Origin of the sequence: Methylobacterium phyllosphaerae, assembly GCF_001936175.1 — a bacterium.
GTDB lineage: Bacteria > Pseudomonadota > Alphaproteobacteria > Rhizobiales > Beijerinckiaceae > Methylobacterium > Methylobacterium fujisawaense.
Genome location: NZ_CP015367.1, coordinates 5,974,032 through 5,988,693, shown reverse-complemented (window position 1 = coordinate 5,988,693; position 14,662 = coordinate 5,974,032). Strand labels below are relative to the sequence as shown.

Genomic DNA, 14,662 nt, shown 5'->3' with positions numbered 1-14,662 from the left:
ACGTGGATCACTGGGTCAGAATCGAACCGTGAACGACCCGGTGATACGTCGTGGAGATCCCGGATAAACGCGAAACACGTTGAGCGAGCTCTCATAATAGACCGTGTTGAAGACGTTCTCGATGTTGAGGCCGAAGCGGAGGTTCTCGTAGCGGTAGTACGCCAACGCGTCGGCCGCGATGTAGGCCGGTAGGACAAAACCGGAGCCGGCCGCGTCGCCCGGACGCTCCCCGACGCCGCGCACGCCACCCCCGATGCCGAACCCCTTCCAGTCCCCACCCTGCACCTCGTACACGGCGAGCAGGCTTCCCGAGTGGCGCGGCACATTGATGAGTGGCGCGCCCACCGGCAGCACGTTGTCCTTGGTCACCACCGCGTCGGCGTAGACATAGCCGGCCAGGATCTTCAGCTCCGGCGAGAGCTGCCCCTGCGCCGTCAGCTCGAAGCCCTGGCTGCGCACCGCGCCCGCCGCGAGCGAGAAGCCGCTGTTGTTCGGGTCCGGCGTCAAAACGTTCTGCCGATCCACCCGGAAGGCCGCCGCAGTCAGCAGCAGGTTGCCGCCGAACAGCTCGGCCTTGGCGCCGATCTCGTAGCCCTGTCCCGTCTCCGGCTTCAGTGGCTTGCCCGGCGACACGGCCGCGGCGTCGGGGCCGATGTTGGGCCGGAAGCTCGTCCCGGCGTTGGTGTACAGCGAGAGCCATGGGATCGGCTGGTAAATGAGGCCGGCCCGCGGCGAGGCAGCGACCCGCGACTGGTCCGCCTGGCTGCGCGGGATGCGCTCGCGGAAGGAGTCCTCGAAGATGTCGAGCCGCGTGGCCACGAGCGCCTTCCACTCCGGGCTCAGCACGATCTGATCCTGGGCGTAGAGGGCCGTGTTGGTGACCCGCTCCAGGTTGTTGCGCGGGATGGTCAGCGGCGGCAGCGCCTGCCCGTAGACAGGCGCATAGATGTCGAGGGCGTAGGGGCTCGTGCGGAAGTTCGAGCGCAGGTAGAGCGTCCGGCTGTCAGTGCTCTCGCGCTCAAAGCCGAGAAGCAGCGTGTGGCTGATCCCGCCGGTGTCGAAGCGCCCGATCAGGTCCGCCTGCCCGACCGCGACGTCCCAGCGATAATCGCGCACGTTCCGGTCTCGGGCCACCGTCCGGTTGTCGGAGGCGATAGAGCGGATCTCGGCAGACTCGCCGTCCAGGGTTCCGGTGGCGAAGTGCGTCGCCAGCCGCATCTGCCAGTCCGCGTTGAAGCGGTGGTCGATGCGCGCCTGGAGGATGTTCTGGCTCTGGTAGGTGCTCTGTCCCGGCTCCCCGAGGAAGCGCGAGATCGGCAGGAAGCCGAGCTGCTTGTTGATGGCGATCACGCCCCGGTCGAAGATGATCCGGTTCCGCTGGATGTCGGCCTCGACGGTGATGCGCGTGTCCGGCGTGATCTGCCAGCTCACCACCGGAGCGACGAGCAGCCGGTCGCTGTCGACGAAGTCGCGGAAGCTTCCTGCGCCCTGGGCCGCGAAGTTGAAGCGGTAGAGGACGGTGCCGTCCTCGTTGAGCGGACCACCCGCGTCGACCGTCCCGCGGGTCAGGCCGAACGAGTCGACCTGATTGCCGAACTCGACGAAGCGTTGTGCGGTCGGCTGCTTGGTGATGATGTTGACGAGCCCGCCCGGATCGCTGCGTCCGAACAGGCCGGCGCCAGGGCCTTTCAGAACCTCGATGCGCTCGATGTTCTGCGCGTCGGGCGGGGGCGGCGTGCCGCGGTTGAGGGGGAAGCCGTTCTGGTAGATCTCCGAGGTGGTCACCCCGCGGATGGCGTAGCTGAAGATGCTCAGGCCGCCGAAGTTGTTCTGTTGCGCGACGCCCGGCAGGTAGTTGAACACCCGGTCGACGCGGGTCGCGGCGAGGTCGGTGATGACCTCGCGCGGCGCGACGGAGACGACCTGGGGCACGTCCAGCTGCGGCGTGTCGATCTTGGTGCTGCTCACCGCCCGCCCGGCACCGAAGCCCGGCGTCGGTCCGATCTGGCCAATCGTGCCGGCGGCGGTCGTCGTGCCGGCCGGGGCGCCAGTCCCAACTGCCTCAACCGACAATTCATCCAGCGCGACGCTCTCCTGCGCCCGTGCCTCGCCCACTGGCGTACCGGCGGAGAGCACGGCCGCCAACGCGAGGCCGGTGCCGCTTCTCGTGCGATGCGGCGGCCGGGTCAGTCGCCGACGGACAGGGGCACGGGTCGGATCGAGCGCGCGCATCGTCACGTCCGGATATGCTCGTGTGGATGGGGCGCGTGCCCGTGCGGGTGGTCCACGACCTCGATCTGCGCTGGGATGATTGACAGGCTGTCGTGGCGCACGCCGCGCTGCGTCGCGATTGCGTCGACGAAGGCGTGGATCTCCCGGACACGCCCACGCAGGACGAGGGTGTGCAACGCCGCTTCGTGGTCCAGCGGCACCTGCACCTGCGTGATGACGAGGTCATGCCGTGCCCGCTGTTCCTCCGCGAGGCGCTGCCCGAGGTCGCGCACGCCGGCTTCCGCCACGAAGCTGAAGGTCGCCACGCAGGCATGGTCGGGGTCGCGCTCCCGGCGCGCCTCCGCGAGCCCTCGACGCAGCAGGTCGCGCATCGCCTCCGAACGGCCTGCGTAGCAGCGGACCTCGGCGATCCGGTCGACCGCTTCGACGAGTTCGTGGTCCAGGGTGACGGTAATCCGCTGCATCAGCTTGCAACCACTGGGAAGGCCGGGAGGACGGCGTCGACGAGCTCGCGCGCGGCCGGATGCCCCAGCGCAAGCCTCGGTCGGCACGGCGACGCGTCGACGATCCGCCCGGCGTCGAGAACGACAACCCGATCCGCGAACCGGCGCGCCAGACGGATGTCATGCGTGACGAGCAGGAACGCGGTTCCCTGTTCACGTCGCAGGACAGCGAGGCGGTCGAGGATCTCGATCTGCAGCGGCGCGTCCACGTTCGAGACCGCCTCATCGAGCACGATGAGCGCAGGTCGGGTCGCCAGCGCCCTGGCGAGGCCGACGCGCTGCACCTGGCCGCCGGAGAGCTGGCCGGGGAGCCGCCCGATTATGGATTGGTCGAGCCCGACTAAAGACAGCAGCGCATGAACCCGGGCTCGCCTCGCCGCCGCCGAGAGGCCGGTGAGATGCCGCAACGGCTCCGCAATCGTCCGGCCTACTTTGTGTCGTGGGTTCACCGCCGAGAGCGGGTCCTGGAGAACCATCTGAACCGCCGACCTGAAAGCTCGCCGTCCAGCGTCGTCGAGCCCGGCCAGACCCAATCCGCGGAACCGCACGACACCGGCAGAGGGTCGTTCCAGGCCGAGGAGGAGGCGGGCGAGCGTGCTCTTGCCGGAACCGCTGCGTCCGATCAGGGCGACGCACTCGCCGTCCTCGATGGCAAACTCGACATCTGCGAGGACGGGTCGAGGCGTGCCGGGGCGCCAGCCAGTGCCGGCGTAGACTTTGCCGAGCCCATGGGCGGACAGGAGGGCCGTCATGGCGCGGCCTCATGGAGGGCTTGATGGGCCGCGAGCAGCGCCCGCGTCTCCGGTCGGTCCGGCCGTGCGAAGACTGATGCCGTGTCGTCCGTCTCGACGATCCGTCCGTCCGCCATCACCGCCATGCGATCAGCGAGGCGGGCGACGACGCCCAGATCGTGCGTGACGATCAGGAGGCCGAGGCCTCGGTCGCGCACGAGGGCTGCCAGCAGGTCGAGGATACGAGCCTGGGCGACGAGGTCGAGATCCGTTGTCGGCTCGTCGGCGACCAGGAAGGGAGCCCTCGCGAGCAAGGCGAGCGCGATCATGGCGCGCTGGAGCATGCCGCCCGACATCTGGAACGGGTAGAGGTCGGGTACCTGTGGATCGTCGCCGAGCCCGACGGCCTCCAACGCCTCGCGCATCGCCGCGCGGCTCTCGGTACGCCGGAGGCCCGCAGCCGCGCCGGTTTCACCGGCGTGGTCGCCAATCGTGCGGAGCGGGTTGAAGGCCGAGCGGGGGGCCTGGAGTACGGTGGTGACTGTCCGGCCGCGGAGCTCAGCGGGTGCCACCGCCGTGCCATCGAGGTGGACGCGACCAGCGACGCGCCTGGTCCCCGGCGGCAGCGTGTCGAGGAGCGCCGCGCAGGCCAGCGACTTGCCCGAGCCACTCGTGCCGACGAGGGCCAGCACCTCGCCCGTGCGCAACTCGAACGACGCGTCCGCGACCAGCGGCACGGCCTCGGCTCCGCGCCGGGTCTCGACGCGCAGGTTCTCGGCCCGGAGCACGCGCGGGTTCATAGGCCCCGCTCCGCAACCAGCGTCGGATCGAGGCGGTCGCGCAGCGCGTCACCGAGTTGGTTGAACGCAAGGACGGCGACGGCGATCGCGAGCCCTGGCCAAACGACCAGCAGGGGCCGTGTCCAGAAGAAGGTTCGGGCCTCGTTGATCATCACGCCCCATTCCGCGGTCGGAGGCTGCACGCCGAGGCCGAGGAAGGACAGGCCGGCGACGTGGAGGGCCATGTGGCCGACGTCCAGGGTGGCGAGCGCGGCGAGCGGCGGCAGGACCCCCGCCAGCACGTGCTCGATGAAGACCGCCGCCGGCGACGCCCCCGCGATCCGGGCGGCCAGGACGTAGTCGCGCGTCTTGAGTTCGAGGACGAGACCTCGGACGATGCGGGCGTACCAAGCCCAGTGAGACAGGGCGATGGCCGCGATGACGTTGACGAGGCCGGTGCCGAACGCGCCGATCAGGAACAGCGCCAGCACGAAGGTCGGCACGGTGAGGAACACGTCGCACAGACGCATGAGCACGGCGTCGGTCCGGCCGCCGATCATGCCTGAGAGGGCGCCGACCCCAAGGCCGAGTGCGACCACAAGCGCGAGGGCGGCCGCGACGGCGCCAAGCGTCGTCTGGGCACCGGTGATCAGGCGGGACAGGATGTCCCGCCCGAGGTGGTCGGTGCCGAGGGGGTGGACGAGGCTCGATGGCGCGAAGCGGACCGTGAGGTTCACGGCCAGGGGGTCGTGCGGCGCGGCTAGCGGTCCGAGAAGCGCCAGAAGGAGGATTACCAAGGCGACCGCGACCGGGACCGCGAAGGGCCCAAGGCCCGTGCGGGTGGCCTTTAAGGATTCGGACAGCCTCATGCCGCCTCCTCCGCACCCAGCCGAATGCGCGGATCGAGCCACGCGTAGGCGATGTCGACGGCGAGATTGCAGAGGACGAACACCGCGGTCATGACCAGGGTGAAGCACTGGATGACCGGGTAGTCGCGGTTGTAGATCGCCGAGACCGCGTAGCGGCCGACGCCCGGCCACGAGAAGATCGTCTCCACCACGAGGGCGCCGCCCAGGAGCTCGCCGACATGCATGCCGGTGGCGGTCACGACCGGCACCAGGGCGTTGCGGAACACGTGCCGGCGCTGCACGGCTCCCTCGGAGAGCCCGCGCAGGCGCGCATAGAGGACGTGACGCCCACCCGCGGCCTCCAGCATGCTCGCCCGCAGGAGGCGCGCGTTGACCGACAGCGACATCAGGCAGATCGCCAGCGCCGGCATGATGAGGTGGGCGAGCGTGCCTCGGCCCATCGGCGGCAGCCAGCCCAAGGTGACCGAGAAGAGCGCGACGAGGAGGAAGGCGATCCAAAAATTCGGCAGTGAGACGCCGAGCACGGCGATCCCACGCACGAGGCGATCCTGCCAGCCGCCGCGATGCGTGGCCGCCCAGGCGCCCAGCGGCAGGCTGACCGCGATGGTGACGGCGAGCGCGGTCCCGGCCAGTTCGAGGGTCGCGGGCAGGTAGCCGAGGAGCTCAGGCAGGACCGGCCGGCGCGTGACGTAGGAGAGGCCGAAGTCACCCTGAAGCGCACGCCAGAGCCAATCGAGGTATTGGACGACGAACGGTCGGTCGAGGCCGAGCAGGATGCGTGCGTCGGCGAGGGCGGCGTCGGTCGGCGGGATCTGCGAGAGGCGCAGGTAGTCGAGGGCCGGGTCGCCTTGGCCAAGACGGAGCATCACGAACACGAGGATCGACACGCCGAGCAGCATCGGCGGGATCAGCGCGAGACGCACGGCGATGAAGCGGAGCATCGGCATGCCGGTCACCGGGCCGCCGGCCGCATCGCCGCGAAGGGGATCTCGTTGATCGTCGCCCCGAAGCCGACGCCCGCGATGGTCGGGCGATGGACCTCAATGGCCACGGAGTGAGAGATCGGCAGGTAGATCGCGGCCTCGTGGAGGGTAGTCAGCAGCTTGGCATAAAGCCGTCGGCGCTCAGTCTCGTCCGTCGAGGCGAGGACTTCCGCGATGGCCGCGTCGATGCCGGGCTTCTCCGGCAGCCCGACCTGCGCCTGATAGTCCGCGTGCGACGGGGTGCGCATCGAACTGATGAAGGAGGCGGGATCGTAGGGCGGCCCCCAGGTCTCGCCGAAGATGAGGCCGAAGCGGCCGTCCTTCTGGCGGGCCAGGATCGAACTCTCCTCCTCGCCGATCAGCCGGCTATCGATGCCCACGCGCCCAAGGTCGGCCTGGAGAACCTCGGCAATCGCCCGCTGCTGAGCGTTTGTACCGACGAAATCAACCTCGACGGCAAGGCGGCGTCCGTCCTTCGCACGCACGCCGTCACGCCCAAGCGTCCAGCCGGCTGCATCGAGCATGCGGGAGGCCGCGGCCCGGTCGAAGCCGTAGGGCTTCAGCCCGACGTCGGCGTACGGCACGCGCGGCGCAAACAGGAAGTCCGCGCGCGGCTCGATCCCATCGAGTACCGTCCGGACCAGCGTGTCCTTGTCGACGGCGTGGTTGATGGCGAGGCGGACCGCCCGATCATCTGTCGGGAAGCGCGCGGAGTTCATCGCGAGCACCCGGGTCGCCAGCGGCGGCGAGACCGCTGAGGCGAAGTTCGGGGCCATGTCTCGAAGTCGGACGAAGGCTTCCGAAGGAATCTGTCCGCCCGCGCCGTAGACGAGGTCGATCTCCCCCGTCTGCAGGGCGATGACGCGGGTGTTAGGATCGGGGATGACCTTGACGACGAGCCGGTCGAAGATGGGTCTCGGGCCCCAGTAACCCGGGTTGCTCTCGAACGTGTCGGAAACGCCGAGCTGGGTGTCGACGAGCCGCCACGGCCCTGTGCCGACCGGCGCCCTGATGTTGACGGCCGTCGTACCGCCGGGGCCCATGGCCTTCGGAGACAGGAACCGGAAGGGCCGCGGCAGGGAAAGTTCGAGCAGTGTCGGGTAGTGCGGCGCCTTCAGGACGAGGCGGAACGCCAGAGGCCCAACAACTTCTGTGCGTTCGATCTGCTGGACGAGATCGAGCCACGCGTGCCGCGGGCGGTTGGCCAGGATCGCGTCGAAGTTCGCCTTGACCGCGGCCGCGTCGAAGGGAACCCCGTCGCTGAAGGTGACGCCGGGGCGCAAGACGAAATCGTAGGTCCGCCCGTCCTCAGAGATGTTCCACGAGGTCGCGAGCCAGGGCTCGACCGATCCATCATCGCGGTACTTTACCAGAGGCTCGTAGAGGCTCGCCTGCGCGAACATCTGGTTGGGCGCGTAGAGGTGCGGGTTCAGCGGTCCGACGTTCGAGGGCCACGAGTAGGTGAGTTGCCCGGCGGCTGTCTGGGGCGGTCCGAGGAAGCTCGCCGCCAATGCGGCGACGGCGAGGGTCGCCGACTTGGTCATGTATGGGTCGCGGTATGAGGATCGTTGCCGAACGTCATACACTGCCCAAGCTTGACCGTGAACCATTTCCTACAGGGTGTTCACCGCGACCGAGGATTGGACACCCTTCGCAGAGGTGTTCAGCACGCCCCACCTCAATCCTATGATAGCCCGGCGGACGTTCGTCGCTTGGCGAGGGTGTGAATTCAAAACGGATCGGCGGAAATCCACCCTGCTCAGACATCGATTGACGCCTCAAAAGCCACACATCTGAACAATGTGCTTCCGTGCGTTGACGGATAGATGCACCGCAGCTTAGCTTGAGCGTGACGGTTCCCCTCGGGGATCAAAAGGGAACGCGGTGAGGTCACGCCCGTGAGGGCTCGACCGATGCCGCGGCTGCCCCCGCAACTGTAAGCGGCGAGTCCTTCATCACCACGTCACTGGGCGGCCTCGCCCGGGAAGACGATGAGAGGGCGACGACCCGCGAGCCAGGAGACCTGCCGTCAGCCGTGGTCACACGCGGAGCTTGCCGGGCGGGGTGTCCTGGGAGGTGTCGCGGCGTCGTGGTTCCTTGGAGGACGCGACCGCCGAGGCCTCGTTCGCGGTGACGTGCCACAGCCGTCCCCCGAGGCCGTCCCGTGTCCAGTCCCGTTTCCTCCGCGCTCCGGCGCACGCTGGCGTTGTCCTGCGCCGCATCCGCGCTGCTCGTCTCCATTCCCGCCCGCTCGCAGCAGGTCGCCGCGCCCTTCGGCCGGCACGCCGAGTTCGAGCACGGGGGCGCCGACGCGCTTGAGCATGCCCACCGTCGTGCGGGTGGTGAAGGCACCGGCGATGACGAGATCGGGCTTCAAGGCCACGACCTCCTCGGTGAGCCCCCGCGTCACCGGCAGCCCGACCGCCTCGGTCGCGACCGTCGACCCGCGCGAGTCGCGTGCGAGGTAGGTGACCGCCAGCACCTGGTCGCGGTCGGCCAGCCGCAGGACGAGCTCGTCGGCGCACAGGTTCATCGAGACCACCCGCACGGGTGCCGCCGCCGCGCCGATGGGTACGGCGGACATCATGGCCGCGAAGGTGATTACGAGGCGCGACGGCATCGGCGACCTCAGAACGACGTCACGCGGACGCCGCCGTAGACAGCGAGCCCCGGGCCCTGGAAGCCAGTCGGGTTCTGGTAGCGCTTGTCGAACAGGTTATCGATCCGCCCGAATACCGTCAGGGTCTCGCTCCAGGCGTAGTTGACCGACAGGTTCACTAGCGTGAAGCCGGGGGCCTTCAGGCGAGGCACGGAGAAGTCCCGGTTGCCGTCCACGAACGACCCCAGCACGATGAGCGTGCCGGTTATGGTCAGGCCCGGCATCAGGTTCCAGATCGCGGTGGCGCTGACCTTGTTGCGAGGCCGACGCAGCAGCTCCTGGTGGGCGATCTCGTCCTTCGTCACCGTGGTGGTCCAGTCGAGCCGCCCGCTCCAGAACTCGTTGAAGCGCAGGGCGACGAAGCTCTCGGTGCCGTAGGCAGTCGCCTGACCGACGTTCACGTTGGTGGAGAAGGTCGGGTAGTAGGCCGTCTGGATCAGGTTCTTGAAGTCGGTCTGATAGTAGGTCGCGCCCACGGTCATGAACCCGTCGAACAGCGGCTGCTCGAAGCCGCCGTCGAACCCGAAGCTTTCCTCCGGCCGTAGGTTCGGGTTCCCGAAGAAGCGGAAGCCCGGATAGTCCTGGTAGAGCTGGCTCAGGGTCGGCGGTTTGAAGCCGGTCCCGACGCTGCCCTTCAGGCGGGTGTCGGTGGCGGGCACGATGTAGCTCGGCGCCACCCGAAAGGTGGTCGCGCCGCCGAACTGGTCGTTCGAGTCGTGGCGGATGTTGGCGACCAGCGCGGCGCCCGCGAAGGGTGTCGTCTGAAGCTCGGCGAAGCCGGCGGAGTTGCCGTTGGACCGGTCGATGCCGGTCGTCTCGAAGCGCTCGTCCTCGCGCTGTGCCCCAAACAGGACGAGGTTGCCGGGTGAGACCTGCCAGTCGCCGCGGTAATCGAACCGGGTCCGCTCGCCGAGGTAGGTGGTGGGTGTCGGCGGCGCGAGCGGGTCGAGCGGGCCGGCGAATAGCCGGTCGAACTTCGAGTAGTTCGCCCCGAAGACGTTGTGGAAGCCCGGCACCGGCGTCCACTCGGCCTCGCCCCTCATGATCAGTTGCTGCTGGTCGTTGAGGTTCCGGTACGGCAGCGGCACGTACGGGAAGCCGCCGTCGGCCTGGTCGAGGTAGGCGCTGTCGGAGAAGCGCAGGACGTAGTTGAGGCGGAACTCGTCGGTGAGTTGCGCCCCGAGCTTGGTCGAGACCGTCTTGATGTCGGTGAAGGCGGTCCGCAGCGGTACGCCGCGGGGCAGCAGCTCGAACGGGGTGACCTGCACGGCGGATTGCCGGATGTGGCCGACCGACACCGAGTAGTCGAAGATCCCCTCCGAGCCGGAGACGTTGCCGAACTGGTTGAAGGTGCCGAACGAGCCGCCTTCGACCGTCGCCATTGCCCGAGTTGGCCCTTCGCCACGCTTGGTCACGACGGAGATGACGCCGCCGATGGCGTCGGCCCCGTAGAGGCCGCTCTGGGGCCCGCGCAGCACTTCGATCCGCGAGAGGTCGTAGGTCTGCAACTGGCTGAAGTCGAAGGCGCGGTTCGGGGTCGAGGGGTCGTTGACGTCGATGCCGTCAATCTGAACCTTCACGTGGTTCGAGTTGGTGCCGCGGATGAAGACCGAGGTCTGGCCGCCGGCGCCGCCGGTCTGCACGACGTTGAGGCCCGGCACCTGCTGCAGAGCATCCGGCACCGTCCGGCGCTGCTGCTCCTGAAGCAGGCGGTCGGTGAGCACGGTGACACTCGATCCTGTGTTGGCAATCGGCGTCGGCACGCCGGTGGCCGACACGGAGATCTCGGACAGCGAGACCGCGGCCTGCGCGCCTCCCTGAGCATCGGCGACCTCGACGGCGTCCGCGCACAGATCCGGCAGGTCGCGGCGGCGCTCGGCCATCCCGAACGGGGCGAGGCGATGGTGGCGGCGCTCGATGCGCGTCTTGCCGCCATCGTGCCGGCCAAGCGGCCTCTACGCGCCCTGGTGATGCGTCCGAACGCCTTCACGGTGGCACCCGGCGGGCTCGGGGACGCGCTGATCCGCGCCGCCGGCCTCGTCAACGTCTCGGCCGAGATCGGGCGTGACCGCCTGGGGCAGGTGCCCCTCGAAGCGGCGGCGCTGGCGAACCCGGACCTGATCGTCGTCGATGAAGGAGCGCCGGGCTGGCCTTCCCTGGCCGACACGCTCCTGCACCATCCCGTCTTCAGGGCCCTCTCGCGGGCACACCGGACGGTCGACATCCCGAACCGCTTCTGGACGTGTCCGGGACCGCAGGTGGCCGAGGTCGTGGCGCGCCTCGCCGAGGCTGCGAATGAACGGGCGCCCGGACCATGAACGCCCCCATTTCCGCGCTCAACTCCACGGCATCCCGGCGCCTCGGTACGGCGCGTGCCTGGCGAACCGTCATCGCCGTCCTCGGGCTCACCACACTTGCGCTGACGCTCGCCTCCATCGCCATCGGTTACGCGCCCTTCGACGTGCCCGCCGCCTTCGCTGACCTCGTCGCCGGCCGCCCGACGCTGCCGGCCCTGGTCCTGTGGGAGCTTCGCATCCCGCGCGCCCTGCTCGGAGCCCTGGTCGGCTTCAGCCTCGGCCTGACCGGCGCCGCGATGCAGGGCTACCTGCGCAACCCGCTCGCGGACCCCGGCATCCTCGGCATCTCCTCCGCGGCGGCGCTCGGTGCCGTCATCGTCTTCTACGGCGATTTCGCCGCCACCATGAGCCTTGCCCTGCCGCTCGGCGGCATCGCCGGTGCCGGTATTGCCGCGCTCCTTCTGAACGCGCTCGCCGCACGCGGCAGCAGTACCCTCGGGCTGATCCTCGCAGGAGTCGGGTTGTCGAGCTTGGCCGGGGCACTGACCGCGCTGGCACTGAACCTCTCGCCGAACCCCTATGCGGCCCTGGAGATCGTGTTCTGGCTGATGGGTTCTCTCAGCGACCGTAGTCTGGACCACGTGCTTCTGTGCCTACCGCTGATGGCTGTCGGCTGGACCCTGATGCTGTCGACCGGCTCCGCCCTCGACGCCCTGACGCTCGGCGATGACACCGCCGCGAGCCTCGGGGTCGGCCTAGTCTCCGTGCGCCTGCGTCTCGTCACCGGTGCGGCCCTGGCCGTCGGCAGCGGGGTCGCGGTTTCCGGCGCCATCGGCTTCGTCGGTCTCGTCGTGCCGCACCTGATGCGGCCGCTCGTCGGCGCCCGCCCCGGCGCCTGCCTGCTGCCGAGCGGCCTCGCGGGGGCGGTCCTGGTCCTTGCCGCGGATATCGGCGTGCGCCTGCTCGCCACCCGGCCGGAACTCAAGCTCGGCGTGGTGACCGCTCTGGTCGGGGCGCCGTTCCTGATCGTGCTGCTCCTACGCGGTCGCGGGAGGCGGGCATGAGCCTCGGTCTGCACGAAGCCCACGTTACGTTGGATGGCCGGGCCATCCTCTCGGACATCGATCTGACCTTTCAGCCGGGCCGCTTCGTCGGGCTGGTCGGCCCGAACGGAGCCGGCAAGACCACGCTCCTTCGCGTCCTGGCGGGGCTGATCACCCCGAACCGGGGGCGGGTCACCCTCGAAGCCCGTCCGCTAGCCGACATGGGCCGCGAGGAGCGAGCCCGCCGCATCGCCGCCCTGTTCCAGGGTGCGGGGGTCGGCTGGCCGATGACGGTTCGCGAGATCGTGGCGCTCGGCCGGCTGCCGCACCGCCGAGCCTTCGCATCCCCCACCGAAGTCGACGATGCCGCGGTCGCGCGGGCAATGGCGCGCACTGACATCCTCCACCTCGCGGCCCGAGCCGAGCCGACCCTTTCCTCGGGCGAGCGCATGCGCGCGCTGCTCGCCCGGGCTCTGGCGGTCGAGGCGCCTTGGCTTCTCGTCGACGAGCCGGTCACGGCCCTCGACCCGGCGCACCAGATCGACGCCATGGCGCTGCTCCGGCGCACCGCGCAGGACGGAACCGGTGTCGTCGCCGTGCTGCACGACCTGACGCTCGCGTCCCGGTTCTGCGACCGCATCGTCGTGCTGACCGGTGGCCGCCTCTTGGCCGACGATACCCCGGAGGAAGCTCTGACCGACGTCCTACTCGCCAGGGCGTTCGGGGTCACGGCCGAGCGGGGCTGGGCTTCTGACGGATCCCGATACATCCTGCCCTGGGCGCGGTCCGGGGCTCAGACGGAGGAACGCGATGACGTCACCATCACAGGCTGACGCGGTCACGACCCTGCTGCGCGAGGCGTTGGCGGATCCCGGCACCGCCTGGAGCCTCGGCAGCTTCGGGGCCATCGCCGAGTTCATGCGCGATCCCGACGAGGCCACGTCGCCGCTGCCGGACGGGCGCATGGGCCTGTCGACCGAGCGGGGCGCCATCGCGCTCGCTCCCAGTCCCGACCTGCGTCCGGTGGCCTATGAGACCGCCGTCGCGACCGGCTGGAACCACGCCGTCGCCCTGTGCCTGCCCGAGGCGAGTTGCGCTATGAACCGGCGCGGCGAAGTGACCGAGCTCGGCCCCGACCGGGACGCCGCCCGCGAACGGGATCGGGATGCCATCCTGTTCGACCTGGGGCTCGGCCTCCTAGCGGTCGATGCTTGCGTGCGCACGAGCGACCTGGAGGCCATCGCCTGTCTTCGGTCCGGTGTCGGGGTTCCCCTGTTCGACCCTGCGAGCCCCATCGGCCGCCAACTCGTGACGCTGAGCCCCCACCGGGTGTTCTTCGCCCGGGTCGGCCGCATCGAGGTCTACGCCCCGATCCCTGGACCCGGCGGCACCAGCCCGGAGGGGCCTCACACTCATGTCCTGCCAAAGCTCTTGCGCGGAGGCCGTACGCACGCGGCGACCACGCCGATCCCGGCGGGCTGGGTCCCATGCGCCGGCATTCATCCGGCTCACCCCTACAAGGACATGATGGGCCAGCGCATCGCCTTCGATGTCGCCCGGCACGACGCCTTCCAGGTTCTCCTAGACCAATGGGGAGACCCGGACTTGCTCGCGGCCAAGCGTGGCGCGGAGCTCGGCCCGGACAGCCTTGTGTCCAACCGCCACGCCCAGGCCGCTCGCCGCGTCGCCGAGGTCCAAGCACGCTATCTTCGTGGTGACACCGTCGAGGCCGACCCCGAGATCGATGAGGACGAGGATGTCGCCCACCATGCCTGATCCCGCTCTTCATGGACGATGAGGGATACCCGCGCCGACAGAGGGTGGTAGGGCTGATCGGATGCCCCGGGGCGGGCAAGACGACCTACGCACGCCGGTACGACCCACTCCAGGGCTGGGTGCACCTCACCCTCGACGACCTACGTCAGACGTTCTGGCCGCCGGACCGTCAGGTCTACTGGCAGGTACGCCGGACGGACTGGGACGAGCGGGCGCGCCGACTGCTCCACGGTGTGAAGGTCGCCGCTCTGGATGCGGCCCTGGCGGCAGGGTTCAGTGTGGTGATGGCCGACACCCACCTGACCCGGGAGGTGTTCGAGGCCGAGCTTCAGGTCATTGAGCGGTATGGCCTCACGGTCGAGTGGAAGGTGTTCGACCTGTCCTGGGAAATGCTCCTCGCCCGCAACGAGGAGCGCGGCAGGATTGACCCGTCGCATCGGCAGCCAAAGACCGTCCTGCGGTTGGCCTACGATGCCTTCCACGCGCCAGACGCTTGGTGGCGTGCGCTCTCTCACGCTCAAGTCGAGTTCGTCGAGCCTTAAAACGTGCCAACCCTGTGAGCTGCAAAGCGGCCACCACGCTGTGGCGAAGGTATCCCCTTTGACATCTGCCTTTGGGATACTGTCGGGCCCGGCCAAGTGGTGACCAAAGGCGCATCGCCGCCATTGTAGCAACGAAACATGTGTCTGCTTTCGGGATCCGGGCAGCCGCGCAAGAGTGATCGTGTTGGGTCGGATGCAGGCCGTCCGCTTTTCCTATGAGTCTGCCCCGAAGCGGCCAGTCCGCTTCC

Annotated in this window: 12 protein-coding genes, 2 pseudogenes and 1 riboswitch; of the genes and pseudogenes, 5 read left to right on the top strand and 9 right to left on the bottom strand. The window is 69.1% G+C overall.

Going from position 1 to position 14,662, the window contains the following annotated elements; all coding sequences use genetic code 11:
• Positions 1-15: 15 nt before the first annotated feature.
• The 9 genes and pseudogenes from MCBMB27_RS27315 to MCBMB27_RS27275 form a co-directional block, all read right to left on the bottom strand.
• Positions 16-2,232 (bottom strand): TonB-dependent siderophore receptor, encoded by a 2,217-nt coding sequence (locus MCBMB27_RS27315; RefSeq protein ID WP_236952850.1) that lies wholly within the window; start codon positions 2,230-2,232, stop codon positions 16-18.
• A 2-nt stretch (positions 2,233-2,234) separates the two neighbouring features.
• A complete protein-coding gene (nikR, locus tag MCBMB27_RS27310) occupies positions 2,235-2,696 on the bottom strand; it encodes a nickel-responsive transcriptional regulator NikR (protein ID WP_043348899.1) in 462 nt (153 codons plus the stop codon).
• Positions 2,696-3,487, bottom strand: a complete 792-nt coding sequence (locus tag MCBMB27_RS27305; protein ID WP_075381782.1) for an ATP-binding cassette domain-containing protein — start codon at positions 3,485-3,487, stop codon at positions 2,696-2,698. The genes nikR and MCBMB27_RS27305 overlap by 1 nt, the downstream gene beginning before the upstream one ends.
• Positions 3,484-4,266 (bottom strand): ATP-binding cassette domain-containing protein, encoded by a 783-nt coding sequence (locus MCBMB27_RS27300; protein ID WP_075381781.1) that lies wholly within the window; start codon positions 4,264-4,266, stop codon positions 3,484-3,486. Before MCBMB27_RS27300 ends, MCBMB27_RS27305 begins: the two co-directional genes overlap by 4 nt.
• Positions 4,263-5,114, bottom strand: a complete 852-nt coding sequence (gene nikC, locus MCBMB27_RS27295; RefSeq protein WP_085987635.1) for a nickel ABC transporter permease subunit NikC — start codon at positions 5,112-5,114, stop codon at positions 4,263-4,265. Before nikC ends, MCBMB27_RS27300 begins: the two co-directional genes overlap by 4 nt.
• On the bottom strand, positions 5,111-6,055 hold the full coding sequence (gene nikB / locus MCBMB27_RS27290; RefSeq protein WP_043348966.1) for a nickel ABC transporter permease subunit NikB: 945 nt from the start codon (positions 6,053-6,055) through the stop codon (positions 5,111-5,113). Before nikB ends, nikC begins: the two co-directional genes overlap by 4 nt.
• Positions 6,056-6,066: 11 nt before the next feature.
• Positions 6,067-7,641 (bottom strand): nickel ABC transporter substrate-binding protein, encoded by a 1,575-nt coding sequence (nikA, locus tag MCBMB27_RS27285; RefSeq protein WP_043348906.1) that lies wholly within the window; start codon positions 7,639-7,641, stop codon positions 6,067-6,069.
• Positions 7,642-7,933: 292 nt separating this feature from the next.
• A riboswitch (cobalamin riboswitch) is annotated at positions 7,934-8,142 on the top strand.
• A gap of 227 nt (positions 8,143-8,369) precedes the next feature.
• A pseudogene (locus tag MCBMB27_RS27280) lies at positions 8,370-8,717 on the bottom strand (ABC transporter substrate-binding protein); the annotation flags it as partial.
• Between the two features lie 8 nt (positions 8,718-8,725).
• On the bottom strand, positions 8,726-10,639 hold the full coding sequence (locus MCBMB27_RS27275) for a TonB-dependent receptor plug domain-containing protein (protein WP_075381780.1): 1,914 nt from the start codon (positions 10,637-10,639) through the stop codon (positions 8,726-8,728).
• Here MCBMB27_RS27275 and MCBMB27_RS27270 point away from each other — a divergent pair.
• The 5 genes and pseudogenes from MCBMB27_RS27270 to MCBMB27_RS27250 all read left to right on the top strand — a co-directional run.
• A pseudogene (locus tag MCBMB27_RS27270) lies at positions 10,586-11,074 on the top strand (ABC transporter substrate-binding protein); the annotation flags it as partial. The gene MCBMB27_RS27275 and the pseudogene MCBMB27_RS27270 sit on opposite strands and share 54 nt — an antisense overlap.
• Positions 11,071-12,117, top strand: coding sequence for a FecCD family ABC transporter permease (locus tag MCBMB27_RS27265; RefSeq protein WP_075381779.1), 1,047 nt, complete (start codon positions 11,071-11,073; stop codon positions 12,115-12,117). The pseudogene MCBMB27_RS27270 and the gene MCBMB27_RS27265, both read left to right, overlap by 4 nt.
• Positions 12,114-12,929 carry an ABC transporter ATP-binding protein gene (locus MCBMB27_RS27260; protein ID WP_075381778.1) on the top strand — a complete coding sequence of 272 codons (816 nt, stop codon included), beginning with the start codon at positions 12,114-12,116 and terminating at the stop codon, positions 12,927-12,929. Before MCBMB27_RS27265 ends, MCBMB27_RS27260 begins: the two co-directional genes overlap by 4 nt.
• Complete coding sequence (locus tag MCBMB27_RS27255; protein WP_075381777.1) at positions 12,907-13,872, top strand: DUF6925 family protein; 966 nt, start codon at positions 12,907-12,909, stop codon at positions 13,870-13,872. Before MCBMB27_RS27260 ends, MCBMB27_RS27255 begins: the two co-directional genes overlap by 23 nt.
• Before the next feature lie 11 nt (positions 13,873-13,883).
• Complete coding sequence (locus tag MCBMB27_RS27250; protein WP_075381776.1) at positions 13,884-14,414, top strand: AAA family ATPase; 531 nt, start codon at positions 13,884-13,886, stop codon at positions 14,412-14,414.
• Positions 14,415-14,662 lie beyond the last annotated feature (248 nt).

What these genes read in the sequence shown, in the direction of transcription:
- MCBMB27_RS27305 (WP_075381782.1), bottom strand. Translation starts at nt 3,487, where the DNA reads ATGACGGCCCTCCTGTCCGCCCATGGGCTCGGCAAAGTCTACGCCGGC.
- MCBMB27_RS27300 (WP_075381781.1), bottom strand. Translation starts at nt 4,266, where the DNA reads ATGAACCCGCGCGTGCTCCGGGCCGAGAACCTGCGCGTCGAGACCCGG.
- MCBMB27_RS27275 (WP_075381780.1), bottom strand. Translation starts at nt 10,639, where the DNA reads ATGGCCGAGCGCCGCCGCGACCTGCCGGATCTGTGCGCGGACGCCGTC.
- nikB (WP_043348966.1), bottom strand. Translation starts at nt 6,055, where the DNA reads ATGCTCCGCTTCATCGCCGTGCGTCTCGCGCTGATCCCGCCGATGCTG.
- nikC (WP_085987635.1), bottom strand. Translation starts at nt 5,114, where the DNA reads ATGAGGCTGTCCGAATCCTTAAAGGCCACCCGCACGGGCCTTGGGCCC.
- MCBMB27_RS27260 (WP_075381778.1), top strand. Translation starts at nt 12,114, where the DNA reads ATGAGCCTCGGTCTGCACGAAGCCCACGTTACGTTGGATGGCCGGGCC.
- MCBMB27_RS27265 (WP_075381779.1), top strand. Translation starts at nt 11,071, where the DNA reads ATGAACGCCCCCATTTCCGCGCTCAACTCCACGGCATCCCGGCGCCTC.
- MCBMB27_RS27255 (WP_075381777.1), top strand. Translation starts at nt 12,907, where the DNA reads ATGACGTCACCATCACAGGCTGACGCGGTCACGACCCTGCTGCGCGAG.
- MCBMB27_RS27250 (WP_075381776.1), top strand. Translation starts at nt 13,884, where the DNA reads ATGGACGATGAGGGATACCCGCGCCGACAGAGGGTGGTAGGGCTGATC.
- nikA (WP_043348906.1), bottom strand. Translation starts at nt 7,641, where the DNA reads ATGACCAAGTCGGCGACCCTCGCCGTCGCCGCATTGGCGGCGAGCTTC.
- MCBMB27_RS27315 (WP_236952850.1), bottom strand. Translation starts at nt 2,232, where the DNA reads ATGCGCGCGCTCGATCCGACCCGTGCCCCTGTCCGTCGGCGACTGACC.
- nikR (WP_043348899.1), bottom strand. Translation starts at nt 2,696, where the DNA reads ATGCAGCGGATTACCGTCACCCTGGACCACGAACTCGTCGAAGCGGTC.